The organism is Algoriphagus iocasae (assembly GCF_014206875.1).
Taxonomy (GTDB): domain Bacteria; phylum Bacteroidota; class Bacteroidia; order Cytophagales; family Cyclobacteriaceae; genus Algoriphagus; species Algoriphagus iocasae.
This window is the reverse complement of the sequence record NZ_JACIJO010000001.1, coordinates 967,738-988,832: the sequence shown is the minus strand read 5'-3', so window position 1 is coordinate 988,832 and position 21,095 is coordinate 967,738. Positions and strand designations below refer to the sequence as shown.

Sequence of the window (21,095 nt, the reverse complement as noted above, 5' to 3'; positions counted from 1 at the left end):
TTTTTGATTTATAAATACAATTTATTAAATGAAAAAATCCTAACTCTCTCCAATCCAGTCTGATTTTTGGGATAAACGGAGCCATTTTGATTTAAATAATCGTGTTTTAATACACCACTTTAAAAAAATAAGACAGAAAAAAAACCGTAGCATTTGAATACTACGGTTTTAAAAATTTAACTATACATCTTAAGCTTTTGCTGCCTTGATTAAGTTCAATGCAGATCCTGCTTTAAACCAGTCAATTTGTGCATCATTATAACTATGATTAGCAACAATCACATCTTTTGATCCATCTGCATGAACAAACTCAAGATGAAGTGGCTTCTCTGGAGCAAATTGATCCAAATCTAGGAAGTTAATAGTATCATCCTCCTTGATTTTATCGTAATCAGCCTCATTGGCAAAAGTAAGAGCCAACATACCTTGCTTCTTCAAGTTAGTCTCGTGAATACGCGCAAATGACTTCACCAATACAGCCTTAACTCCAAGGTGTCTTGGCTCCATTGCAGCATGCTCTCTAGAAGAACCTTCACCATAGTTCTGATCTCCTACTACGATTGTTGGAACTCCAGCAGCTTTATAAGCTCTCTGAGTTGCCGGAACAGGACCATATTCTCCAGTTAATTGATTTTTAACAGAGTTAGTAGCATCATTAAATGCATTAACAGCACCTATCAGACAGTTGTCAGAAATATTATCCAAATGGCCTCTGAATCTCAACCATGGACCTGCCATAGAAATATGATCAGTAGTGCACTTACCAAATGCTTTGATTAAAAGCTTCGCTCCTGTGATATTTTTTCCATCCCAAGGCGCAAAAGGTTCCAATAATTGAAGACGGTTAGAGTCTGGTTTTACAACCACTTCAACACCACTTCCATCTTCCGCTGGAGCTTGGTATCCATTGTCCTCAACTGCAAATCCTTTTTCTGGCAATTCATCCCCTACTGGTGGGTCTAATTTCACTTCGATACCATCAGCATTGACCAAAGTATCTGTGATTGGATTGAATCCTAAATCCCCGGAAATCGCAATTGCAGCTACCATTTCTGGTGAGGTTACAAATGCATGGGTGTTAGGATTACCATCAGCACGCTTAGAGAAGTTTCTATTGAATGAGTGAACGATCGTGTTTTTCTCTTTTTTATCCGCTCCAGCTCTTGCCCACTGGCCAATACATGGACCGCAAGCATTGGTAAAGATGGTAGCGTCCAAATCGGTGAAGATATCCAACAAACCATCTCTGTCTGCTGTGTATCTCACTTGTTCAGAACCTGGATTGATACCAAATTCTGCCTTAGTTTTCAATTTTTTATCAACAGCCTGCTTCGCAATTGAAGCCGCTCTAGCTAAATCCTCATAAGATGAGTTGGTACAAGAACCGATCAAACCCCATTCAACTTTAGTAGGCCATCCGTTTTTCTCAGCTTCTTCTCTGATTTGAGAAACTGGAGTAGCTCTATCTGGAGTAAACGGACCGTTTACGTGTGGTTCCAAAGTAGAAAGATCGATCTCGATCACTTGATCGAAATATTTCTCAGGATTTGCATACACTTCACTGTCACCAGTCAAATGTTCTTTTACTGCATTTGCCAACTCCGCTACATCTGCTCTATCAGTAGCTTTCAAGTAGCGCTCCATTGACTCATCATACCCGAAAGTAGAAGTAGTAGCACCTATTTCAGCTCCCATGTTACAGATTGTACCTTTTCCGGTTGCAGAAAGAGAAAGCGCTCCATCTCCGAAATATTCAACGATGCAACCAGTTCCTCCTTTTACGGTCAAGATTCCAGCTACTTTCAGGATGACATCTTTTGCAGAAGTCCATCCGTTCATTTTGCCTGTCAACTTCACACCGATCAATTTTGGGAATTTAAGTTCCCAAGCCATACCTGCCATCACGTCTACAGCATCAGCTCCACCTACACCGATAGCAACCATGCCTAATCCTCCAGCATTCACAGTATGTGAATCGGTACCGATCATCATTCCGCCTGGGAATGCATAATTTTCCAAAACTACCTGGTGAATAATACCTGCTCCTGGCTTCCAAAATCCAATTCCATATTTGTTGGAAACAGATTCCAAAAAGTTAAAAACCTCACCACTGGCAGTTAATGAGCTACTCAAATCAGCTTTTGCGCCATTTTGAGCTAAAATTAAGTGATCACAGTGCGCAGTGGAAGGAACTGCCACCTTGTCTTTGCCTGCTTGCATAAACTGCAAAAGTGCCATCTGGGCAGTTGCATCTTGCATAGCAACTCTGTCAGGGGCAAAATCCACATAAGATTTCCCTCTTTCGAAGCTCTGTGTAGCATCTCCTTCCCAAAGGTGAGCATAAAGTATTTTCTCTGCTAAAGTAAGTGGCTTTCCCACCACCTTCCTGGCAGCTGCGATTCGCTCAGGATACTTCGCATACACTGCCTTGATCATTTCTATATCAAATGCCATTTGTAGGGTATTTTATTTTAGATTAAAAGGTTCTGTTTTCTCGAAGGCAAATATAGAAATATAGCCCAATAATCCGTAGCCGACTACAATCTGTAAATCAGGGTTTATCCTAATTTAAAACCATTATAAAGCGGGATTCTTGGTTTAAAGAAAGAAATAAATAGCAAATGCCAGAAATAGACTCCCAAAGGCACATAAGACCAAACAGTATTTAAACATACTTTTGGCACTGACACCTGTTATAGATAAAAGTGGCAATGCCCAAAAAGGCTGTAATAAATTGGTGATTTGATCACCGTAGGAAAAAGCCATGACCAGATTGTTGAAAGGAATTCCCAAAGTTTCTCCAGCAGACATTAGCACTGGCCCTTGAACTGCCCATTGTCCTCCTCCAGAAGGAACCAAAAAATTTACGATTCCAGCAGAAACAAAAGAAATCAAAGGAAGAGTTGCTTGATTTGAAAAGGAGACCAATTGATCCGAAAATTGAATCAATAGCCCAGATTGAGTCATTAAGCCAAGTATTCCAGCATAAAAAGGGAATTGAATGAAAATATCGACGGATGTTGTTAAGCCCGCAGATACTGCCTTTGTAAATTTTGAAAAGGACTTATAGGCCGTCATCGTCAATCCGAATAATGTAAAATTCACGACATTCAAATTCACTGTGGAGTTATCAGGGACAATTCCAGATAAAAAATTAATCATAATTACGATTAAAATTAAAATCCCAACTACCCCGCTAACCTGATATTTACCCTCTGGCTCAATTGCTTTCAGTGGAACAGGCTTAATTTTTTGAGTTGAGTCTCTAAAAAACTTCTCACAAATCAAGAGTGCTCCAATAAAAACGAGAATCAGCAACCCGGTAATTCCGAGGTTAAAAAAGCTGAATACCGTATCTTCTATTGGGACTACTCCAATTTGATCTTTTAAGAAATGTTCTGATTTAGCCACTGTCAGTGGAGCTGAACCTGATAATCCCCCATGCCATACTGCCATTCCCAAATAACCAGCCGAAGCCAACAAAGAATAATTGGGTTTTAGCCCTTTCTCTTTTTGAGCAATACCCACAAACCTTGCCAACAGAGCTCCGATTATCAAACCAAAACCCCAATTCAATAAGCCTGAAACCATGGTTATTATTCCCGTAAAAACAACTGCTTGAAAACCATTTTTCGGGATACCCGAAATCCTTTTCAAAAAATTATGGATTGGTTTATATGCTGCCAAAGCATATCCAAAAACCAAAATCATCATCATTTGAACTGTAAAACCAAGAAGGCTGAAAAATCCAGATTGCCAATAGTTGAATGCGGAAAGAGCTGTTTCCTTTATCCCAAGTTCCTTTGGATCGCTTTTAAAAATGACCAGCAAAAAGCAGAAAACTGTCAACCCAATAACCAAGGAAAAAGGTGTTGGAAACGCCATTTTAAATCTTTTGTCAGTCAATTTTGGGATTTCTTTTTTAGTTTTAATTTTTACATTAATATTATTTGATTAATAGTAACAATTCACCACTCTTCTCTCAATCAGACCCATTTTGGAATTTATAATAAATCCATATTCCTCCATATTACTTATTTCAGGTTTATTGGTCGCTGGTTTATCTACTTTTATAGCTCTGCGCTTGGGAGATTCTACTAGATGGATTGCTCTCACGATGCTTTGTGTTTCCATATGGGGGATTTTTTATGGATTAGAATTAACAACCAGTACAAAAGAGATGATGCTCTTTTTTGTCAAAATCGAATACATCGGAATATTGCTTACCCCTGCATTCTGGCTGATTTTCTGTTTGAAATATACAGGTCTCAAACCAAAAAATTTAAAACTCACCTACCTTTTAATTGGGATAGTCCCCGTTTTGTCCTACCTAATCTTATTGACCAATGATTACCACCATTTTCATTATGCCAATACTTCAGTTGTGAATACGATGGGTTTCCCGACTCTCAAAATAGAAATCGGACCTTGGTATCTGGTTAATATTGTTTATTCTTACAGTACTTTTCTAATAGGGCTTATTTTGATTGGAAGGAGGTTTAAGTCTTCTGATCCTCTTTATAGAAAACAAACTCAGTTTCTATTTTTAGCAGGTTTAATCCCTATTTTGGTCAATGCCCTTTATCAATTAGGTTTATTCAAAGGGGTTTCAGCCATAGATTTTACTCCTTTTGCCTTTTTGTTTACTTATCTTCTTTTGGCTTTTGCTATCATCCGATATAGTCTTTTCAGTATCAAACCTATTGCAAAAGATAAAATCATAGAAACGATTACCCGTGGAGTTTTGGTAGTCGATCATCGAATGAACATTATTGATTTCAATGCTGCTTTTTTAAACTTTTTTATCAACCCAAAATCTGTCCAAACAGGTAAAAACTTAAATCAGCTCTTTCTGGGGTTCCCGGAAATAATATCTCTTACTGAATCTAAAATTCACAATACAATAGAAGTTCAGGATGTAACAGATGAAAAAAGAAAAATCATACGAATTGAAGCCATTCCTATTCTGGATCCCGAATCCTTGATGAGTGGAACAGTCCTTTTGTTTGAAGATATCAGCGAAGAAGTTTTAAATAAAGAGACCTTAGAAAAGCAAACAGAGGAATTAAAGCAATTAAATGATCTCAAAGACAAATATTTTAGCATCATTTCACATGATCTAAAAGGTCCAATCTTCGGGGTAAAAGAGCTCATCCACTTGACGCAAACAGGATTGGTTTCTCAAGAGGAGTTTATGGAAATGATGCCTGAAATTTCCAAAAACATGGAAAACGTGGCCATTCTTTTGGAAAACCTTTTAGCATGGACAAGCTCCCAACTCCGTGGAGAATTTGTTCAAAAGACTGAGTTTGACATCATCCCACTTATAACTCAACAAAAGAATTTACTCGAAAGAATTACCAAGGAAAAAAACATCAAGATTGAAGTAGAAAATGTTTCTGATGTCTGGGTCTTTGCTGACCGGAACATGGTGGAATTGGTCATTAGAAATATACTCAGCAATGCAATCAAATTTTCTGAATTTCAAGGAGTAATTAACATCACAGTATCAGAGGAAAATGAAACTGCAAAAATCTGTTTTGAAGATAACGGCGCAGGTATTTCCGAAGAAAATCTTGAAAAGCTAAAAAAGGGCATTTCTTTTACCACAAAAGGGAGACGCAACGAATCCGGTACAGGACTCGGTCTAGTTTTGGTGAGGGATTATCTTGAAAAAAATGATGCAACATTAAAAATAACCTCAGAAATCAATAAAGGTTCTAAATTCTGTATCTATCTCCCGAAAGCAAATTCAGGCAAGATCGATTAGGAATTGAAGTGTATCAACTTCATCAGCATAATCCCAAGGCATTGGGTTTTGAGCATTTCCAAAACTAATTGCGCCCTCCAAAGCCTCTGGATTACCAACTACACACTGGATCTTATCCTTTAAACCTGCCAAAGTCTGTGAAAGAGCCTCTTGAGACTCATAAATTTCATAATACAAGACGGATATCGGAGAAACCAACTCTTTGGATTCTTTTACCAGAAGAAATCCATTGTCCAGATGCTTCTCATTATTTACCAAATAAATAGATTTATTGTAATCGTAATTATTATGGTATTTATGATGGTTTGCTACAAAGGAAAAGCCCTCAAGGTTATCCAATAATTGCTGAAGTTGGTTTTCAGATTTCAAATAAACTTTGGATACATTTCTACATCCCAAGCCAAAGTATTTAAAAATATCTTTTCCAAGAGCCTTTAAATCCTCAGGTGATTCTTCTCCGGTCAAAACCGCTATTGAGGTTCTATTCTGACGAATGACGCTCGGGTATTTTCCAAAATAATAATTGAAATATCTTGCCGAATTATCACTTCCTGTTGCGATATAGGCATCTTTTCCTTTCAGCATTTCTTCAATGGAAATCAATTCAGAGAATTCAGGATTGATTTCAATCAATCTATTTATTAGCCAAGACATCAAAATAGTATCGGAAGAACTCAATTTGACACAAGCTTTGTTTCCGCTAATTAAGACTGTCAATAAATCATGAAATCCCACCGCAGGTATGTTTCCTGCCATCATCACTCCTACAGATTTTGGATTGGTTTTTTCCGGAATGTCATAAGCACCTATCCATTTTTCTAGATTCTCTTTTTGCAGAAAAATGACAATCCCCTCCAAAGCTGAATTGATATAATCTTCGGTAAACCAATTATTGCCATTTTGCACTCTCCAATAAAGTTCTTTGGTTTCATCATCCATATTCTGGATAGTTTCTCCTAATTTGATAAAGGCAGCAATTCTTTCAGATAAAATCATAATCTTAATTTGGAGGTGCAAATTTACCTTTTTTAATAGGAAGGATCAGGAAAGAATTCATTAAAATTAAATTCCATGTCAATTTTTTATTGTCTCTTCCCCTTAGGCTTGTTACTTTTGGATTTAAATAATTGAGTTATGGCAATAATGATTACCGACGAATGCATCAACTGTGGTGCATGCGAGCCAGAATGTCCAAACACAGCTATCTATGAAGGTGGCGTAGAATGGACTTGGGCTGGAGGAACGACACTTAAGGAAGTTACCCTAGAGGATGGTACCGTTGTGGATGCTAATGAAAAGCAAGAACCAGTTTCTGATGAGTTTTATTACATCGTCACAGATAAATGTACAGAATGCAATGGCTTTCATGAAGAGCCTCAATGTGCTGCAGTTTGTCCTGTAGATTGCTGTGTTGACGATCCTGATCATCCGGAAACTGAAGAAGTATTATTGGCGAAGAAGGCCTTTATGCACGGAGAATAAGGTTTAGGTACAACTTTGAATTGGTAATTTGAACCCTGATTTTGAAATATTTACATAAAATTTTAGGGCCTTTTTTGAAAAAAGTCCAAAATTGCTTTGAAAACTAGGACCTAATTACCTTATCTTAGGTTGTATTTTAACTATATCAAAAATTAATAACAAAAGAACTGTGGAAGATCAAAGAGGTTACGACAGGGAAGAAATCTTTTCGAAAAAAGTGAAGGCAGGAAAGAGAACCTACTTTTTCGATATTAAATCAACCCGAGCTAACGATTATTATTTAACTATTACAGAAAGCAAAAGAAGAGTCAATGGAGATTCTTTTTCTTACGAAAAACACAAGATTTTCCTTTACAAAGAGGATTTCTTCAAATTCGTAGAAGCTTTAAACGAAACAGTAGATCATGTAAAAAATGAACTACTTCCTGATGTTGACTTTGATCAATACGAACAAGAAGAAGAGGAATCTTCCAATGAATTAAAATGGGAATAGTTCCTATTTCGAAAATTACTTTCGAAATACAGAAATAGTATATTAGAGGAGGCAGAGATGCCTCCTTTTATTTTCTACCTATGCAGCGTTTTTTTATATACCTAATCTTAATAATCGGAGCCTTCCTCCTATTTGGCTGGTATTTTTCCAACATTACTCTTTATTTAATTATTTCATTGATCATGGCGGCTCTATTACGTCCCATGACCAATCATTTAAATGACTTCCACCTTTTAGGCCAACATATACCAAGATGGTTGGCAATCATTATATCCTACGCATCCATCGTACTTATATTGATTTTGTTAAGTCTATTATTTTTCCCACTTATCAACAACCAGATAATCATTTTAAGTGGATTAGACCTTGATACAATTTATCAGGAAGTACATGCTCCTATTTCAAAAGTGGAGAATTTCCTTTTCCGCTATCAGTTATTAGATAACCAACCTGGATATCTTTTTGAAGAAATCAAGTCCCAGTTGATTACTGCCATAAAAAGTATTGATATCGGGACGATCATTTCCAATGTATTAAATACTACAAGTAGTGTTTTCATTGGTCTTCTTGCTGTCTTATTTATTTCATTTTTTCTTCTTTTAGAAAATGGTCTTCTAAGAAGAAACCTTCTAAACCTAATCCCAAACCCATATTTTGAACTGTCTGTAGCGACATTTACAAAAGTTGAAAAACTACTATCTAATTACCTATCTGGATTATTGCTTCAAATGTTAGCGATTTTCTCCCTTGCGAGTTTTGGATTGACAATAGTAGGAGTTGATTATGCATTAACGATCGCCTTATTTGCTGCTGTAGCTAATCTTATTCCATATGCTGGGCCAATCTTAGGAGCATCCTTTGGAATAATAGTTGGGATTTCCACTGGGAATTTCGTCGAAAGCCAAGATCTAAATTATTTTCTGATTAAAATTCTGACCGTATTTGCTGCTGTTCAGATCACGGATAATATTTTTCTGCAGCCTATGATTTTTTCTAAATCTGTAAAAGCGCATCCCCTTGAAATTTTTGTTGTTATCTTTGCCGGTGCAAAAATCGCCGGGGTTACCGGGATGATTTTTGCCATACCGGTTTATACCATTTTCAGAGTTTCAATAATGGAGTTCTATCAAGGGTATAAATCCTATAGAATCTTTAAAATTAAATAACATATTAATGGCCTTACAGTGTGGCATCGTAGGACTTCCAAATGTTGGGAAATCCACTTTATTTAATGCTCTTTCCAGTGCAAAAGCAGAAGCTGCAAATTTCCCTTTTTGTACCATCGAACCAAACGTCGGCGTCGTTACAGTTCCAGATAAAAGACTTCAGATCCTTGAACAGTTAGTATCCCCTCAGCGTGTACTTCCTACAGTTATTGAATTTGTGGATATCGCAGGTTTGGTAAAAGGCGCAAGTAAAGGTGAAGGCTTGGGCAACAAATTCTTGGCAAATATCAGAGAAGTAGATGCGGTAATCCATGTAATCAGATGTTTTGAAGATGAAAACATTGTTCACGTGGCAGGAAGTGTTGATCCTATTTTTGACAAAGAGGTTATTGATACAGAACTTCAGTTGAAGGATTTGGAATCTGTGGATAAAAAAATCCAAAAGACTGAAAAAGTTGCAAAATCAGGAGATGCAAAGGCAAGAAAAGAATTGGAAACATTACTTCTGTTCAAAGATGCACTGACTTCTGGAAAAAATGCAAGATCCGTTGAGGTTGAAAAAGAAGATCTGGAGGCTGTTAAAGATTTACATCTTTTAACGATCAAACCTGTCCTTTATGTAGCAAATGTGGATGAAGCAAGCATCCAAGACGGAAATAAATACGTAGATCAACTGAGAGAGAAGGTCAAAGAAGAGAATGCAGAAGTCATTATTCTCTGTGCAGCCATTGAATCCCAAATCGCAGAATTTGAAGATTTAGACGAAAAAGAACTGTTTTTGGGAGAATATGGTTTAGAAGAAAGTGGCCTCAATAAACTAATCAGTGCTGCTTATTCGTTATTAGATTTGATAACCTATTTCACAGCTGGAGTTCAGGAAGTAAGAGCTTGGACAATTAAAAAAGGATGGAAAGCCCCACAAGCTGCAGGAGTTATCCATACAGATTTTGAAAGAGGTTTTATCAAAGCTGAAGTAATAAAACTAGCTGATTATCAACAATTCAAAACTGAGGCCGGTTGTCGTGAAAATGGAAAAATCTCCATTGAAGGCAAAGAATATGTGGTGAAAGATGGTGATATCATGCATTTTAGATTTAATGTTTAACATTTTCTTGAAAAAAAATGTAATTTTGCCTCTTAATCACCTATTTAATAATTTTAATTTATCTATTTTCTCAATCTTATTTTTAAATCACCGTGAGAGTTAGACTTATATTTTCCCTAAAAAACAAAGGCTCTTATTTGCCTTTTCATCATCAGTATATCCTTGCACAATTCCTTAAGGGATTGATAGTTAAAGGTGGACGAGAAGAATTTTACAATTATAATTTCTTCAACTTTTCTGGCTTAAAAGGTCAGACTAAAGTAAGTAGAAGTGGATTGCATTATTATTCAAGCTTGGTCACTTTGGTACTTTCTTCCCAGAGTGAAGACTTCATGGATTATTTGCTAGAACAGGTATTTGCTACTCCAAAAGTGGAGCTAGGTAATCTAATTTTGGTTCCTGAATACACAGAAATCGAAGTTGAGCCTGTATTAGAAACTTCCAACAAATTCGTTTGTATTTCCCCGTTGGTATTGATCATCCCTGCTTTTAATGAAGAAGCTGGAAAAAGATTTATCAGCCCGGATAGCGATGAATTTTCAGATTTACTATATGAATCAACTTTGACTCGTATGGAAAGATCTGGCTGGTATACACCAGAGCAAATGGAGTCTTTCTTTAAATTCCAGGTTGTCCCTGACATGGTTTATGTGAATAAACTGAAAGAACAGCAGAAGAAATTTGCCAGAATCTATGCAGTTTATGACATGGATGTCAAATATGAAGTAAGAGGCTATACGCTTCCATTTACCTTATATGCAGCTCCAGAAGTTCAGGATTTCGTATTCAAATGCGGTCTTGGTGCATTTACTCATAAAGGATTTGGTATGCTGGATTTAGCAACACATCCTCCAGGAGCTAGGACTAAGACTTACAAATTCAAAAGAGAAGGTTTTGTACCTTACAAGCCAAATGAGCGCGTGAGACAAAATGTAGCTCCTACAGAATCTGAGGGAGAAGAAAACTCTGAAACTGAAGACTAAAATTTAAAAAACCTCTTACTAACCTAAGAGGTTTTTTTATAACCTCCTTTTATTCGGTTGCAATACTACGTAGCCGACCAACTGATCATACCTAGATCCCAAGGCTCTTAAATAAACCAATACCTCGTATTGGTTTTCCGTTTCAAAATGAGAGCCTTCAAAAATGTTCGTTTCGAACTTTGAGTCATTTTCAGTACCAATCATAAAATCATACCAACCTTGTTTTAGCAACATGGATGTCCTATAGATTTTATTCTGCGCATCCCACTCAAATTTTGCCTCCGGCTTTCTTCCCCAATTGGTAAGCGAGCCTAGTAAATACAATGGCTCTGTAGTCTGTTCTACTCCAAGGTTAAAAGTCATGAAAACGTATTGACTTTCAAGTTCTGGATCCCCTCCTGGCCTATCATTATTATCTACAATATATTGTCCGTTCAAGTCCAAATATTGAGAGTAAACTTCGTTTGCCCTAGGTTGATTTAGTGCAGTTTCGCCAAAAACAGCATCTTCTTCTACCCTCATTGAGGCAATATTTTGGCCTCTAGCTCTCATGAATCGCAGATCAATAAATCTGAATTCATTACTTGCGTCAAAAGCATTTCCCCCTCCAAAATCTTCATAGCGAAGCACTTTGGAGCTTTGGTTCATAAAAGTCGGCTTCGTTAAAAATTTAGCATTATCCCAACGCTGATTTTGTCGCACAACGACTTTAATCTGGGTTTCTGGATTTACGACTTCTACTTTTGAATAATTCACAACAGTATTTATCTGCTGCCACCTTTTTCGATCAGCAGTCTGGGTAGGTGGCACTACTGCAGCTCCTACCGTCAGCAAATCTTCGTAGACCATAAACCTTTTGGTAAGGATCACATCACTTGCATCTCTTCTTCGATAGACTTTAACCACATAATTACCGGACTTTGTAACTTTCGGAATAACAAATCTATAGTGGATATAAGGGATTCTGGTGTTGATTGAATAATCGTAATCCTGAATATTGAATTCATTAAAAGGAACCAGAAAATCATTGTTTTTCAATGCTGATTGCTTCCAGTCCGCATCACAATGGATCAATGTTGCCGAATACATTTCCGGATCATAGGCCAAGTCATCAAAAAGTAGAACCAGATCTTTATCTCCCAAAATAGAAACAACTGGAGCATCCAATTGACTTCCTGTCGTCACTCCCATCGGGAACAATCTCACAGACTGGATGTGGTCTTTATAAACTTCATCTTCAATTTGAGCAAACAAACTGAACGACAGGTGACAAAAAATCGCAAGAAAGAAAATCCGAATACATCTCATACTACCCAAAATAGTCAAATCCTTTTGAAATCAGAATGGATTCAAGATACCTATTCCTGTAAAGCCGAAATCTCATCTACCAAACTTTCCCAAGCAGCATTCAAATCATCTATTTTTCGATGAAGATCCTGATGCTCCTCCTGAACCTTTTTTAATTTTGGCTCATCCGCATATAGATCGGGATCTGCCATTTTCTGTTCTACAGCCTCTTTTTGAGTTTCAAGCTTTTCAATCAGTGCTTCCAACTTCGAAAGATTCTCTTCTAACTTTTTAAGATCTTTCTTGGCTTTATTTATTTCAACTTGATCTTTTGAAGGCGTAGGTTTCTCTTTTGGAGCAGGTTTGCTGGCTACTTCCACCTTCTCTTCAACCTGCTGAGATTTCCAAACCTCATATTCAGCATAAGTACCTGGGTATTCTTTTATCTCATGATTCTCGATATACCAGATTTTATTGGCCACTCCTTTGATGAAGTGTCTATCGTGAGAAACTGTCACAAATGTCCCCTCATATTGCTGCAAAGCTTGTATCAGGATATTTACAGACTGAAAATCCAAGTGGTTGGTAGGTTCATCCAGTAAAAGGAAATTCGCTTCAGAAATCAATGTTTTAGCCAAAGCAACTCTGGACTTTTCACCTCCAGAAAGCACTTTGATTTTTTTGAAAACATCGTCATTAGTGAAAAGAAAACATCCTAAAACATTCCTTAATTCGGTTTCTGTCTTGGCACTTCCTGCCTGAGCCATTTCTTGAAGAATTTCATTATCCAAGGTCAAGGCTTCCAGCTGATGCTGCGCAAAAAAGGATTTAATCACATTGTATCCTTCCTCTCTTTTTCCATCCACTTTTTCAGACCCGTCAATAATTCTGAGTAAAGTAGACTTACCTTTTCCATTGGCACCGATCAATGCTATCTTATCGCCTCTTTCAATTCTCGCAGATGCATTTTTAAGAATCACATTATCACCATAAGCCTTCGAAACATGGTCGATAACTACCACATCTCTTCCTGACTGCTTCGAAAATTTAAACTTAAAATTGACAGAAACCTGATCATCGACTACTTCATGGACTTTTTCCATTCTGTCCAGCGCTTTGATTCTAGACTGAACTTGGTTGGATTTTGTAGCTTTGGCGCGGAAACGCTCTATGAATTTTTCAGTTTGCTTGATCATCTGTTGCTGATTCTCATAAGCATTTTGCTGAATCTCCATCCTTTCTTTCTTTTCTTCTTTATAGAAAGAATAATTTCCGGAATAAAGGGTCAAAGTCTGGTTTGCAACCTCCACCGTGCTGCTAATGCAATTATCCAAGAACGTTTGGTCATGTGAAACCACCACTACTGCTCCCTCGTAAGTTTTAAGGTAGTTTTCTACCCATTGAATGGAAGGCAAATCCAAGTGGTTGGTAGGCTCATCAAGCATAAGCAAAGACGGTTTTTCCAACAGTAATTTTGCAAGCATCACCCTCATTCTCCATCCTCCGGAAAATGTCCGCAGAGGCTTATCTAAATCGGCTGTTTTAAACCCAATTCCTTCCAGAACCTCTTCAGCTTTTGCCTTGATGGTATATCCTTCGTTGGCCTCAAACATATCCTGAAGTTTTGCCAGACGATTCATGATCTCTTCAGAATAGTCGGTTTCCATTTGCTTGAGTACCTCATCTATCTCCGATTGTAAATCCAAAGTTTCTTTGAATGCCGCCAAAGCCACATTTAAGATACTTTCATCAGATTGATACGAAAGAAGATCTTGATTTAGGAATCCAATGGAACAATCTTTGGCTTTTTGGACTTCTCCAGATGAAGGCTGGTAATCTCCAGAAATAATTTTCAATAATGTAGATTTGCCAGTACCATTCTGACCGACCAGACCAATTTTGTCTTTTGGCTTGATATGAAGGTTGGAATTTTCGTAAAGCGGGCGACCGCCGATGAAGTAAGAGAGATTGCTAATCGATAACATGCCCCAAAAATAAAGATTAACCCGTTCATATACCTTTGAAAAAAGAACATTCTGAAATTGATTAGTTTACTTATCATAAGAAAAGAAAAAATTATGAAAACCATTTCAACATTATCTCTATCCATGCTTTTGGCAGCTGCCTCAATTACAGCCAGTTGCCAACAAAAGAAAGAAGTAAAGATCCAACCGATAAAAACTGTCGACTCTGCAAACAAAATTGATATTTCTCAAGCTTCAGCAGAAGTTCAGTTGGATAAATTGACTCTACCAGCAAATTTTAAAATTGATGTTTGGGCTGCAGACATTCCAAATGCCAGATCTATGGCAATTTCTGAAGAAGGAATTGTTTTCGTAGGAAATAGACAAGAGGACAAAGTCTATGCAATTGTGGACGAAGATGCCGACGGGAAAGCTGATTCTAAATTTATTTTGGCAGAAGGTCTTCAAATGCCAAATGGTGTTGCCTACAAAGATGGTGACCTATATGTCGCTGAAGTGAGTAGAATTCTTCGATTCAAAGACATCAAAAATAACTTAGGCAATCCAACCTATGAGGTCATTTATGATGAATTCCCTACTGAAACGCACCATGGATGGAAGTTCATATCTTTTGGTCCTGATGGAATGTTATATGTCCCTGTAGGAGCTCCATGTAATATCTGTGATCCTGAGGAGGAAATTTTTGCTAGCATTACCCGAATGGATGTTAATGCAGCGAATCCGCAACCTGAAGTTTATGCACATGGAGTAAGAAACACAGTAGGTTTTGATTGGAATCCTCAAACAGGCAATATGTGGTTTACCGACAATGGTAGAGATATGATGGGTGACGATATTCCTAATTGCGAACTAAATCAAATTACCGAAGCAGGTCAGCATTTTGGATACCCATATTGGCATGCTGGAGATGTGAAAGATCCTGAATTTGGCGATAAAGGTGGCGCACAATCTGATTATAAAGCTCCTGCAGCATTGATGGGCCCTCATAATGCCCCATTAGGAATGAGATTTTATGAAGATGGAATGTTTCCAGATTCTTACAACAATTCCATTTTTGTAGCGAAGCATGGTTCTTGGAACAGAAGCAAGAAAGCAGGTTATGTAGTAGCTGTAGAAAAAGTTGATGCCAACTCTAAAGTAACCGGAGAAGAAATATTCATAGAAGGCTGGTTGGATGATGCTTCCCAGGATGTTTGGGGGAGACCCGTAGATGTTCAGGAATTGCCTGATGGAAGCATGCTAATCTCTGATGACATGGCAGGAGTGATTTACAGAGTGACTTACTCAGAAGCCAAATAATAAAAAAAGGGAAGCAAATGCTTCCCTTTTTTTATTTCAACCAATCAGGTTTCGTCGTATCCACCTCAGCCCTCAATTGGTTTAAGAGGTTATACAATCCAAAATAGGTTCTATTAATATATAATCCATGTCTAGAGCCTCTTGCCTGACGTGATTTTTTAAACATCTTATCATTGGAAATCCTATCTCCTAATTGGAAAATCTGCTCAAAAAAACCGTCATCAGCAAAATCAAAACGATCCACATGGAATGGTTTTCCCAATAGAGAAATCATTTCTCTAAATACCCCTTTGAAATAAGCCTTTTCTTCTTCAGTGTCTTTATCTGAAATAAATTCAAGATCATAAAAGATCTGATCCAACTCCTCCTGTTTGATCAATAAATCCTTTTTTATCAAAGCAAAATAGCCTTGATAGAAGTCTTCAGGAATCACTTTTACACATCCAAAATCAATGATGCCAAGCTGATCGTTTTCCTGAACTATGAAATTACCCGGATGAGGATCGGCATGAACTTGCTTCAAATTATGAACTTGGTGGTGGTAAAAATCCCAAAGTGCCTGTCCGATCTGATTTCTTGATTCTTGAGAAGGATCAGTTTCCAACCATTCTTTTAAATGCTGTCCGTTGATCCAATCCATCGTAATGATTCTCTCGGCACTATATTCATCGTAATAGACAGGGAATTTCAAATTGGGAATATGAGAACAGGCAGATGAAATCTCACGGGACCTTTTTACCTCTAGGACATAATCTGTCTCCTCCAATAATTTCTCCTCTACCTCTGCCATATAATGATCTAATTCCCGCTCATTCATATTCAGTAAGCGCAAAGCGAAAGGCCTTACCAATTTCAAATCAGAACTGACAGAATCTGCAATTCCAGGATATTGAATCTTGACAGCCAATGTTTTACCATCTTTGGTGGCTTTGTGAACCTGACCAATGGAAGCAGCATTTACAGCTGAGCGGGTAAATGTTTCATATATCTGGTCCGGAGATTTTCCAAAATATTTTTGGAAGGTTTTTACTACCAAAGGATATGATAACGGAGGCGCAGAATATTGTGCCATCGTAAATTTATCCTGATAAGCCCTTGGCAAGAGATTTTTATCCATTGACATCATTTGGGCCACTTTCAAAGCCGAACCTTTCAGCTGGCTGAGTGATTTATAAATATCAGAAGCATTGCTTTGATGAAGCTCTTCTTTATCCAATCCGGGCTGTACGACCTTTTTGGCATAATGCTTCACATAATTCCCTCCTACTTTGGCTCCCGTGGAAATAAATTTGGCAGCCCTTTGTACTTTGGAAACTGGAATGGACTCCTGTTCATTGAGATTAACAGCCATAATTTATTTGGATTGGTACATGAATTTTGCAAAATCTAGAAAAGAATCCAGAGCTGATTTCCCCATTAGGTCAAAAGCCAAGTTGACAGATTTCTCTATGGCAGCATCGGTCTTTTCAAATCGAGGTGATCGATCATCAAGCCAATATTGGAAGACAAACCAAAGTTGGAACCACATCGCCTCATCGTATTTATCGGTGATAAATGGTCGATTGGCAATCTCTTCCGTCTCTTTTCCTTCCAAAATGATCTCTGAGGCAAACTCTTTGAATTTCTCTTTAAACTCCATTGCTTCCTTAGGTAGCGGAGTTAGTTTTTTGGAATTTCCTGAATAAAGACTCAACAAATACGATCGGTTTTTCTTCAATTCCTCTATCCAGGTAAATAAGAATCCCAGAAATTTCTCTCTTGCACTATATTCTTTAAAGACTTCCTGCGATTCAATTTGAAGCAATGTTTGGTCAAAAATTTCTAACCAAATAGCTGATTTGATCGCTTCAAAAGAAGTGAACCAAGTATAAAACTCTTCCTCTTTCATTTTCAAGTCCTTTGCAAACTTGAATACTGACGGAGGAGTAACTCCATGTTCCAAAACATAAGATTGAAATGCTTCGAGTATTACTTTTTTTAAATCCTTCTTTGTAGTCTTTTTTGCTGTCGTAGTAGTCATATTTCTTTGCTAAATATCTAATTGATAACAGCTAAAAGGGCAAACAGGTTTTTAATTGGGCATAAAAAAACCGGAGAATTTACTCCGGCTATAATATTTGTCAACTTTCACTTAATTCACTTTCTCAATTACGAGGTTGTGATTAGTGTAAATACAGATATCTGCTGCAATATTTAGGCTTTCTCTAACCATTTCTTCAGCTGACATCTGCGGAGCAAATTGCTTCATAGCTCTAGCGGCAGATTGTGCATACATACTTCCAGAACCAATGGTAGCAATCTCCATATCTGGTTCGATCACATCTCCTGTACCTGAGATAATCAAAATATCTTCCTTATCAGCAACGATCATCATTGCTTCTAACTTGCTGAGCATACGATCTGTTCTCCATTCCTTAGCCAGTTCAACAGCTGCACGTTTCATATTATTTCCAAAAGCTCCAAGCTTCTCTTCAAATTTCTCCAAAAGGGTAAATGCATCGGCAGTGGATCCAGCAAATCCAGTCACAATTTTACCACCTTGTAAAACCCGTAATTTTTTGACAGAGCTTTTTGCAACGGTATTTCCTAAAGTGGCTTGACCATCTGCACCGATCACTACTTCTCCGTTATGTCTGATTGCTACTACTGTGGTAGATTTAATTTTAGTCATGATCTATTTTAATGAATTTCAAAGATTACAAAATCAAAAATCGGCTTATACTTCACCATTTTTTCTCTTTCCACTTCACCAATAACCATACAAAAAGCAAAAAGTCCTGAAATCAGGACTTTTTGGCAGTAAAATTTATTTCTATTAGACCAGAATTCTAACTGGATCTTCAAGAAGACTCTTTAACGTAATCAAGAATGCTGAACCTACAGATCCATCTACAACTCTGTGATCGCAAGACAAGGTTACTTTCATGATGTTACCGATTTGCATCTGGCCATCTTTCACAATGACTGTTTCTTTGATTCCGCCTACAGCAAGGATACAAGCATCTGGTGGATTGATAATCGCAGTGAATTCGTCAATTCCGAACATTCCCAAATTAGAGATCGTGAAGGTATTTCCTTCCCAATCCTTTGGCTGAAGTTCTTTATTCTTAGCTTTTCCACCCAAAGATTTTGCTTGAGTAGAGATCTGAGAAAGTGATAAATTATCTGCAAATCTGATCACCGGCACAAGCAGACCTTCTTCTACCGCTACAGCCATTCCGATATGGATATGCTCGTTGTATCTGATTTTATCTCCTAACCAGCTAGAATTTACTTTTGGATGCTGACGCAAAGCTGCCGCAGCTGCTTTGATCACCATATCGTTGAAAGAAATTTTCACTGGAGAAACTTCGTTCATGCTCTTTCTTGCTTCTATTGCCTTGTCCATGTTGATTTCCATGGTCAAATAGAAGTGTGGAGCACCAAATTTACTTTCAGCAAGTCTCTTCGCGATTACTTTACGCATCTGAGAAACTTTCTCCTCTTTATAACTTTCTTGTCCAATTGCAGGAGCAGCTCCTGCTGCTGATGCAGCCTGTGGTGCAGCAGCTGGCACAAAGTTTTCAATATCTTTTTTGACGATTCTTCCTCCTTCACCCGAACCACTCACTTGTCTGATGTCCAAACCTTTTTCCTCTGCCATTTTCTTAGCCAATGGAGATGCTTTGATTCTTTCGCCATCTGATGTACTTGCAACTGGGGTCGCAGCTGGAGTAGATTTCTTTTCTGGTTCAGGAGCTGATTCTTTTTCTGGAGCAGCTTCTTTCTTTGGTTCTGGAGCAGACTCAGATGAATTTGATTTCTGAGCTTTCAACAAAGTTTCAAAATCAGCACCTTTTTCTCCGATTACTGCAATGACACCATCCACAGGCACACTGTCGCCTGCTTCAACTCCAATGTATAGCAAAGTACCATCATCGTAACTTTCCAGTTCCATGGTCGCTTTATCAGTTTCAACTTCAGCGATAATTTCTCCGGATTTAATGTCATCTCCTACATTTTTCAACCAAGAAGCAATAGTTCCTTCTTGCATGGTATCAGACATTTTTGGCATAGTGATAACAGTGGCATTGATGTTAGAAACATCAATTTTCTCTTCAGGAGCCTCTGATTTTGCAGGTTCTGGAGTAGATTCCTCAGCTTTTGGAGCCTCTTCTTTCTTCTCAGATTTTTCAGACCCATTCAATAAGTGCTCGTAATCTTCACCTTTTTCACCGATCACAGCAATTACGCCATTCACAGGAACTGAATCTTTCTCTTTTACTCCAATATATAAAAGCACACCTTCGTCGTATGATTCCAGCTCCATTGTTGCTTTGTCAGTTTCTACTTCAGCCAGGATATCTCCCGGTTTTACAGTATCTCCTACTTTTTTCAACCATGCAGCGATCACACCTTCTTCCATGGTGTCGCTCATTTTAGGCATTCTAATAATTTCGGCCATGAGTTATTGCGCTCTATTCGTTTTTAAAGTGTCCAAAAATAGTTTTTATAATGTCTTTATTCAAATTTAAAACTAGTATTTTCCCCCTGCATTTCAGCCTTTATTCACCAATTTCCTGATATGCCCATAATTCCAGACAGCAAATACCGAAGACCAAAGTGGCTTTTCAATGGCCATTTGGAAACAATCTACCCAGCAATTTTCAGAAAAGTAGATCTGAAAAAGCCTGTTCGTGAAAGAATTAACACCTCCGATGGTGATTTTCTTGATTTGGACTGGTACAGGCAAGGGTCAAATAAACTTGTGATCATCAACCATGGTTTAGAGGGAAATAGTTCCAGAGCATATATTCTGGGAATGGCTAAAATATTTTTGGAAAACGGACATGATGTCCTTTGTTGGAATTATCGAGGCTGCGGAGAAGAGCTGAATCAAAAGGCAATTTTTTACCATTCCGGTGCAACCTATGATTTAAAATCAGTCATCGAGCATGCGCAATCTGGATATGACGAATTACACTTAATTGGTTTTTCTCTAGGTGGAAATCTAGTATTAAAATTTCTGGGGGAATTGGAAAGTCAAACCGAAAAAATCAAAAAAGGGGTAGCCATTTCTGTCCCATTACATCTCAGTAGCTCCAGTAAAAAAATCTCATCCTTAGAAAACACGCTCTACTCAAAACGCTTCCTTAAAACTTTAAAAGAGAAAGTAATCGAAAAATCGAAGACGCATCCGAATGATATCCCTGTTCAGATGTTGAAAAACATAAAAACTTTATCTGATTTTGATGATTACCTCACAGGACCGTTACATGGGTTTTCTGATGCCGAAGAATATTACGAAGTAAACTCATCGCTTTTCTTTTTGGATAAAATAAAAGTGCCCACATACGTCCTAAATGCCCAAAATGATCCTTTTCTCAGTGAACTCTGCTTCCCACTAGAATTGGGGAAAAGGCTGGATAAAGTATACTTCGAGTTTCCTAGTCAAGGAGGACATGTCGGGTTTACCTCTTCAAATTCAGAAAAACCTTATTATTCTGAACTACGGGCAGTTGAATTTATAAGCAGGGATTTCTAAC

17 protein-coding genes are annotated in these 21,095 nt (G+C 37.7%); 8 read left to right on the top strand and 9 right to left on the bottom strand.

All coding sequences use genetic code 11. The features are described from left to right. Positions 1-189: 189 nt before the first annotated feature. Complete coding sequence (locus FHS59_RS04215; protein WP_184493346.1) at positions 190-2,454, bottom strand: aconitate hydratase; 2,265 nt, start codon at positions 2,452-2,454, stop codon at positions 190-192. Positions 2,455-2,598: 144 nt separating this feature from the next. After that, a complete protein-coding gene (locus FHS59_RS04210; RefSeq protein ID WP_184493344.1) occupies positions 2,599-3,885 on the bottom strand; it encodes a TIGR00366 family protein in 1,287 nt (428 codons plus the stop codon). A 112-nt stretch (positions 3,886-3,997) separates the two neighbouring features. On the opposite strand from FHS59_RS04210, the gene FHS59_RS04205 reads away from it, so the two are divergent. Then, positions 3,998-5,770, top strand: coding sequence for a sensor histidine kinase (locus FHS59_RS04205; protein WP_184493342.1), 1,773 nt, complete (start codon positions 3,998-4,000; stop codon positions 5,768-5,770). Here FHS59_RS04205 and FHS59_RS04200 read toward each other — a convergent pair. After that, positions 5,753-6,766 (bottom strand): acyl-CoA reductase, encoded by a 1,014-nt coding sequence (locus tag FHS59_RS04200; protein WP_184493340.1) that lies wholly within the window; start codon positions 6,764-6,766, stop codon positions 5,753-5,755. The two genes, FHS59_RS04205 and FHS59_RS04200, sit on opposite strands and share 18 nt — an antisense overlap. Before the next feature lie 138 nt (positions 6,767-6,904). Here FHS59_RS04200 and FHS59_RS04195 point away from each other — a divergent pair, with 138 nt between their 5' ends. From FHS59_RS04195 to cas6, 5 genes are all read left to right on the top strand, one after another. After that, positions 6,905-7,252 carry a 4Fe-4S dicluster domain-containing protein gene (locus FHS59_RS04195; RefSeq protein WP_184493338.1) on the top strand — a complete coding sequence of 116 codons (348 nt, stop codon included), beginning with the start codon at positions 6,905-6,907 and terminating at the stop codon, positions 7,250-7,252. Positions 7,253-7,421: 169 nt separating this feature from the next. Continuing rightward, on the top strand, positions 7,422-7,745 hold the full coding sequence (locus tag FHS59_RS04190; RefSeq protein WP_184493336.1) for a DUF3276 family protein: 324 nt from the start codon (positions 7,422-7,424) through the stop codon (positions 7,743-7,745). An 80-nt stretch (positions 7,746-7,825) separates the two neighbouring features. Further along, positions 7,826-8,911: an AI-2E family transporter gene (locus FHS59_RS04185; protein ID WP_184493334.1), complete on the top strand. Its 1,086-nt coding sequence runs from the start codon at positions 7,826-7,828 to the stop codon at positions 8,909-8,911. Positions 8,912-8,918: 7 nt separating this feature from the next. Further along, positions 8,919-10,016: a redox-regulated ATPase YchF gene (ychF, locus tag FHS59_RS04180; RefSeq protein ID WP_184493332.1), complete on the top strand. Its 1,098-nt coding sequence runs from the start codon at positions 8,919-8,921 to the stop codon at positions 10,014-10,016. A 92-nt stretch (positions 10,017-10,108) separates the two neighbouring features. Further along, positions 10,109-10,999 (top strand): CRISPR-associated endoribonuclease Cas6, encoded by an 891-nt coding sequence (gene cas6 / locus FHS59_RS04175; RefSeq protein ID WP_184493330.1) that lies wholly within the window; start codon positions 10,109-10,111, stop codon positions 10,997-10,999. A 36-nt stretch (positions 11,000-11,035) separates the two neighbouring features. On the opposite strand, the gene FHS59_RS04170 is transcribed toward cas6, so the two are convergent. Then, positions 11,036-12,307 carry a type IX secretion system plug protein gene (locus FHS59_RS04170; protein WP_184493328.1) on the bottom strand — a complete coding sequence of 424 codons (1,272 nt, stop codon included), beginning with the start codon at positions 12,305-12,307 and terminating at the stop codon, positions 11,036-11,038. Positions 12,308-12,357: 50 nt separating this feature from the next. Further along, a complete protein-coding gene (locus FHS59_RS04165; RefSeq protein WP_184493326.1) occupies positions 12,358-14,271 on the bottom strand; it encodes an ABC-F family ATP-binding cassette domain-containing protein in 1,914 nt (637 codons plus the stop codon). Between the two features lie 93 nt (positions 14,272-14,364). On the opposite strand from FHS59_RS04165, the gene FHS59_RS04160 reads away from it, so the two are divergent. Beyond that, positions 14,365-15,570: a PQQ-dependent sugar dehydrogenase gene (locus FHS59_RS04160; protein WP_246388287.1), complete on the top strand. Its 1,206-nt coding sequence runs from the start codon at positions 14,365-14,367 to the stop codon at positions 15,568-15,570. A 31-nt stretch (positions 15,571-15,601) separates the two neighbouring features. Here the strand turns inward: FHS59_RS04160 and FHS59_RS04155 are convergent, their stop codons facing one another. The 4 genes from FHS59_RS04155 to FHS59_RS04140 all read right to left on the bottom strand — a co-directional run bounded on the left by FHS59_RS04155 (position 15,602) and on the right by FHS59_RS04140 (position 20,014). After that, complete coding sequence (locus tag FHS59_RS04155; protein WP_184493324.1) at positions 15,602-16,921, bottom strand: ABC1 kinase family protein; 1,320 nt, start codon at positions 16,919-16,921, stop codon at positions 15,602-15,604. Between the two features lie 3 nt (positions 16,922-16,924). Continuing rightward, positions 16,925-17,590 (bottom strand): TetR family transcriptional regulator C-terminal domain-containing protein, encoded by a 666-nt coding sequence (locus FHS59_RS04150; RefSeq protein ID WP_184493322.1) that lies wholly within the window; start codon positions 17,588-17,590, stop codon positions 16,925-16,927. A 111-nt stretch (positions 17,591-17,701) separates the two neighbouring features. Then, positions 17,702-18,241, bottom strand: coding sequence for an ATP-dependent protease subunit HslV (gene hslV, locus FHS59_RS04145; RefSeq protein WP_184493320.1), 540 nt, complete (start codon positions 18,239-18,241; stop codon positions 17,702-17,704). 144 nt (positions 18,242-18,385) lie between these two features. Then, positions 18,386-20,014, bottom strand: a complete 1,629-nt coding sequence (locus FHS59_RS04140; protein ID WP_184493318.1) for a pyruvate dehydrogenase complex dihydrolipoamide acetyltransferase — start codon at positions 20,012-20,014, stop codon at positions 18,386-18,388. A 120-nt stretch (positions 20,015-20,134) separates the two neighbouring features. Here FHS59_RS04140 and FHS59_RS04135 point away from each other — a divergent pair, with 120 nt between their 5' ends. Continuing rightward, the gene (locus tag FHS59_RS04135; RefSeq protein WP_184493316.1) at positions 20,135-21,094 is read left to right on the top strand and encodes a YheT family hydrolase; all 960 of its coding nucleotides are present in this window, start codon (positions 20,135-20,137) and stop codon (positions 21,092-21,094) included. Position 21,095 lies beyond the last annotated feature (1 nt).

Bases quoted from the DNA above. Each gene is read 5' to 3' on its own strand.
- FHS59_RS04215 (WP_184493346.1), bottom strand. From the start codon at position 2,454: ATGGCATTTGATATAGAAATGATCAAGGCAGTGTATGCGAAGTATCCT.
- FHS59_RS04210 (WP_184493344.1), bottom strand. From the start codon at position 3,885: ATGGCGTTTCCAACACCTTTTTCCTTGGTTATTGGGTTGACAGTTTTC.
- FHS59_RS04200 (WP_184493340.1), bottom strand. From the start codon at position 6,766: ATGATTTTATCTGAAAGAATTGCTGCCTTTATCAAATTAGGAGAAACT.
- FHS59_RS04195 (WP_184493338.1), top strand. From the start codon at position 6,905: ATGGCAATAATGATTACCGACGAATGCATCAACTGTGGTGCATGCGAG.
- FHS59_RS04185 (WP_184493334.1), top strand. From the start codon at position 7,826: ATGCAGCGTTTTTTTATATACCTAATCTTAATAATCGGAGCCTTCCTC.
- ychF (WP_184493332.1), top strand. From the start codon at position 8,919: ATGGCCTTACAGTGTGGCATCGTAGGACTTCCAAATGTTGGGAAATCC.
- FHS59_RS04170 (WP_184493328.1), bottom strand. From the start codon at position 12,307: ATGAGATGTATTCGGATTTTCTTTCTTGCGATTTTTTGTCACCTGTCG.
- FHS59_RS04165 (WP_184493326.1), bottom strand. From the start codon at position 14,271: ATGTTATCGATTAGCAATCTCTCTTACTTCATCGGCGGTCGCCCGCTT.
- FHS59_RS04160 (WP_246388287.1), top strand. From the start codon at position 14,365: ATGAAAACCATTTCAACATTATCTCTATCCATGCTTTTGGCAGCTGCC.
- FHS59_RS04155 (WP_184493324.1), bottom strand. From the start codon at position 16,921: ATGGCTGTTAATCTCAATGAACAGGAGTCCATTCCAGTTTCCAAAGTA.
- FHS59_RS04150 (WP_184493322.1), bottom strand. From the start codon at position 17,590: ATGACTACTACGACAGCAAAAAAGACTACAAAGAAGGATTTAAAAAAA.
- hslV (WP_184493320.1), bottom strand. From the start codon at position 18,241: ATGACTAAAATTAAATCTACCACAGTAGTAGCAATCAGACATAACGGA.
- FHS59_RS04140 (WP_184493318.1), bottom strand. From the start codon at position 20,014: ATGGCCGAAATTATTAGAATGCCTAAAATGAGCGACACCATGGAAGAA.
- FHS59_RS04135 (WP_184493316.1), top strand. From the start codon at position 20,135: ATGCCCATAATTCCAGACAGCAAATACCGAAGACCAAAGTGGCTTTTC.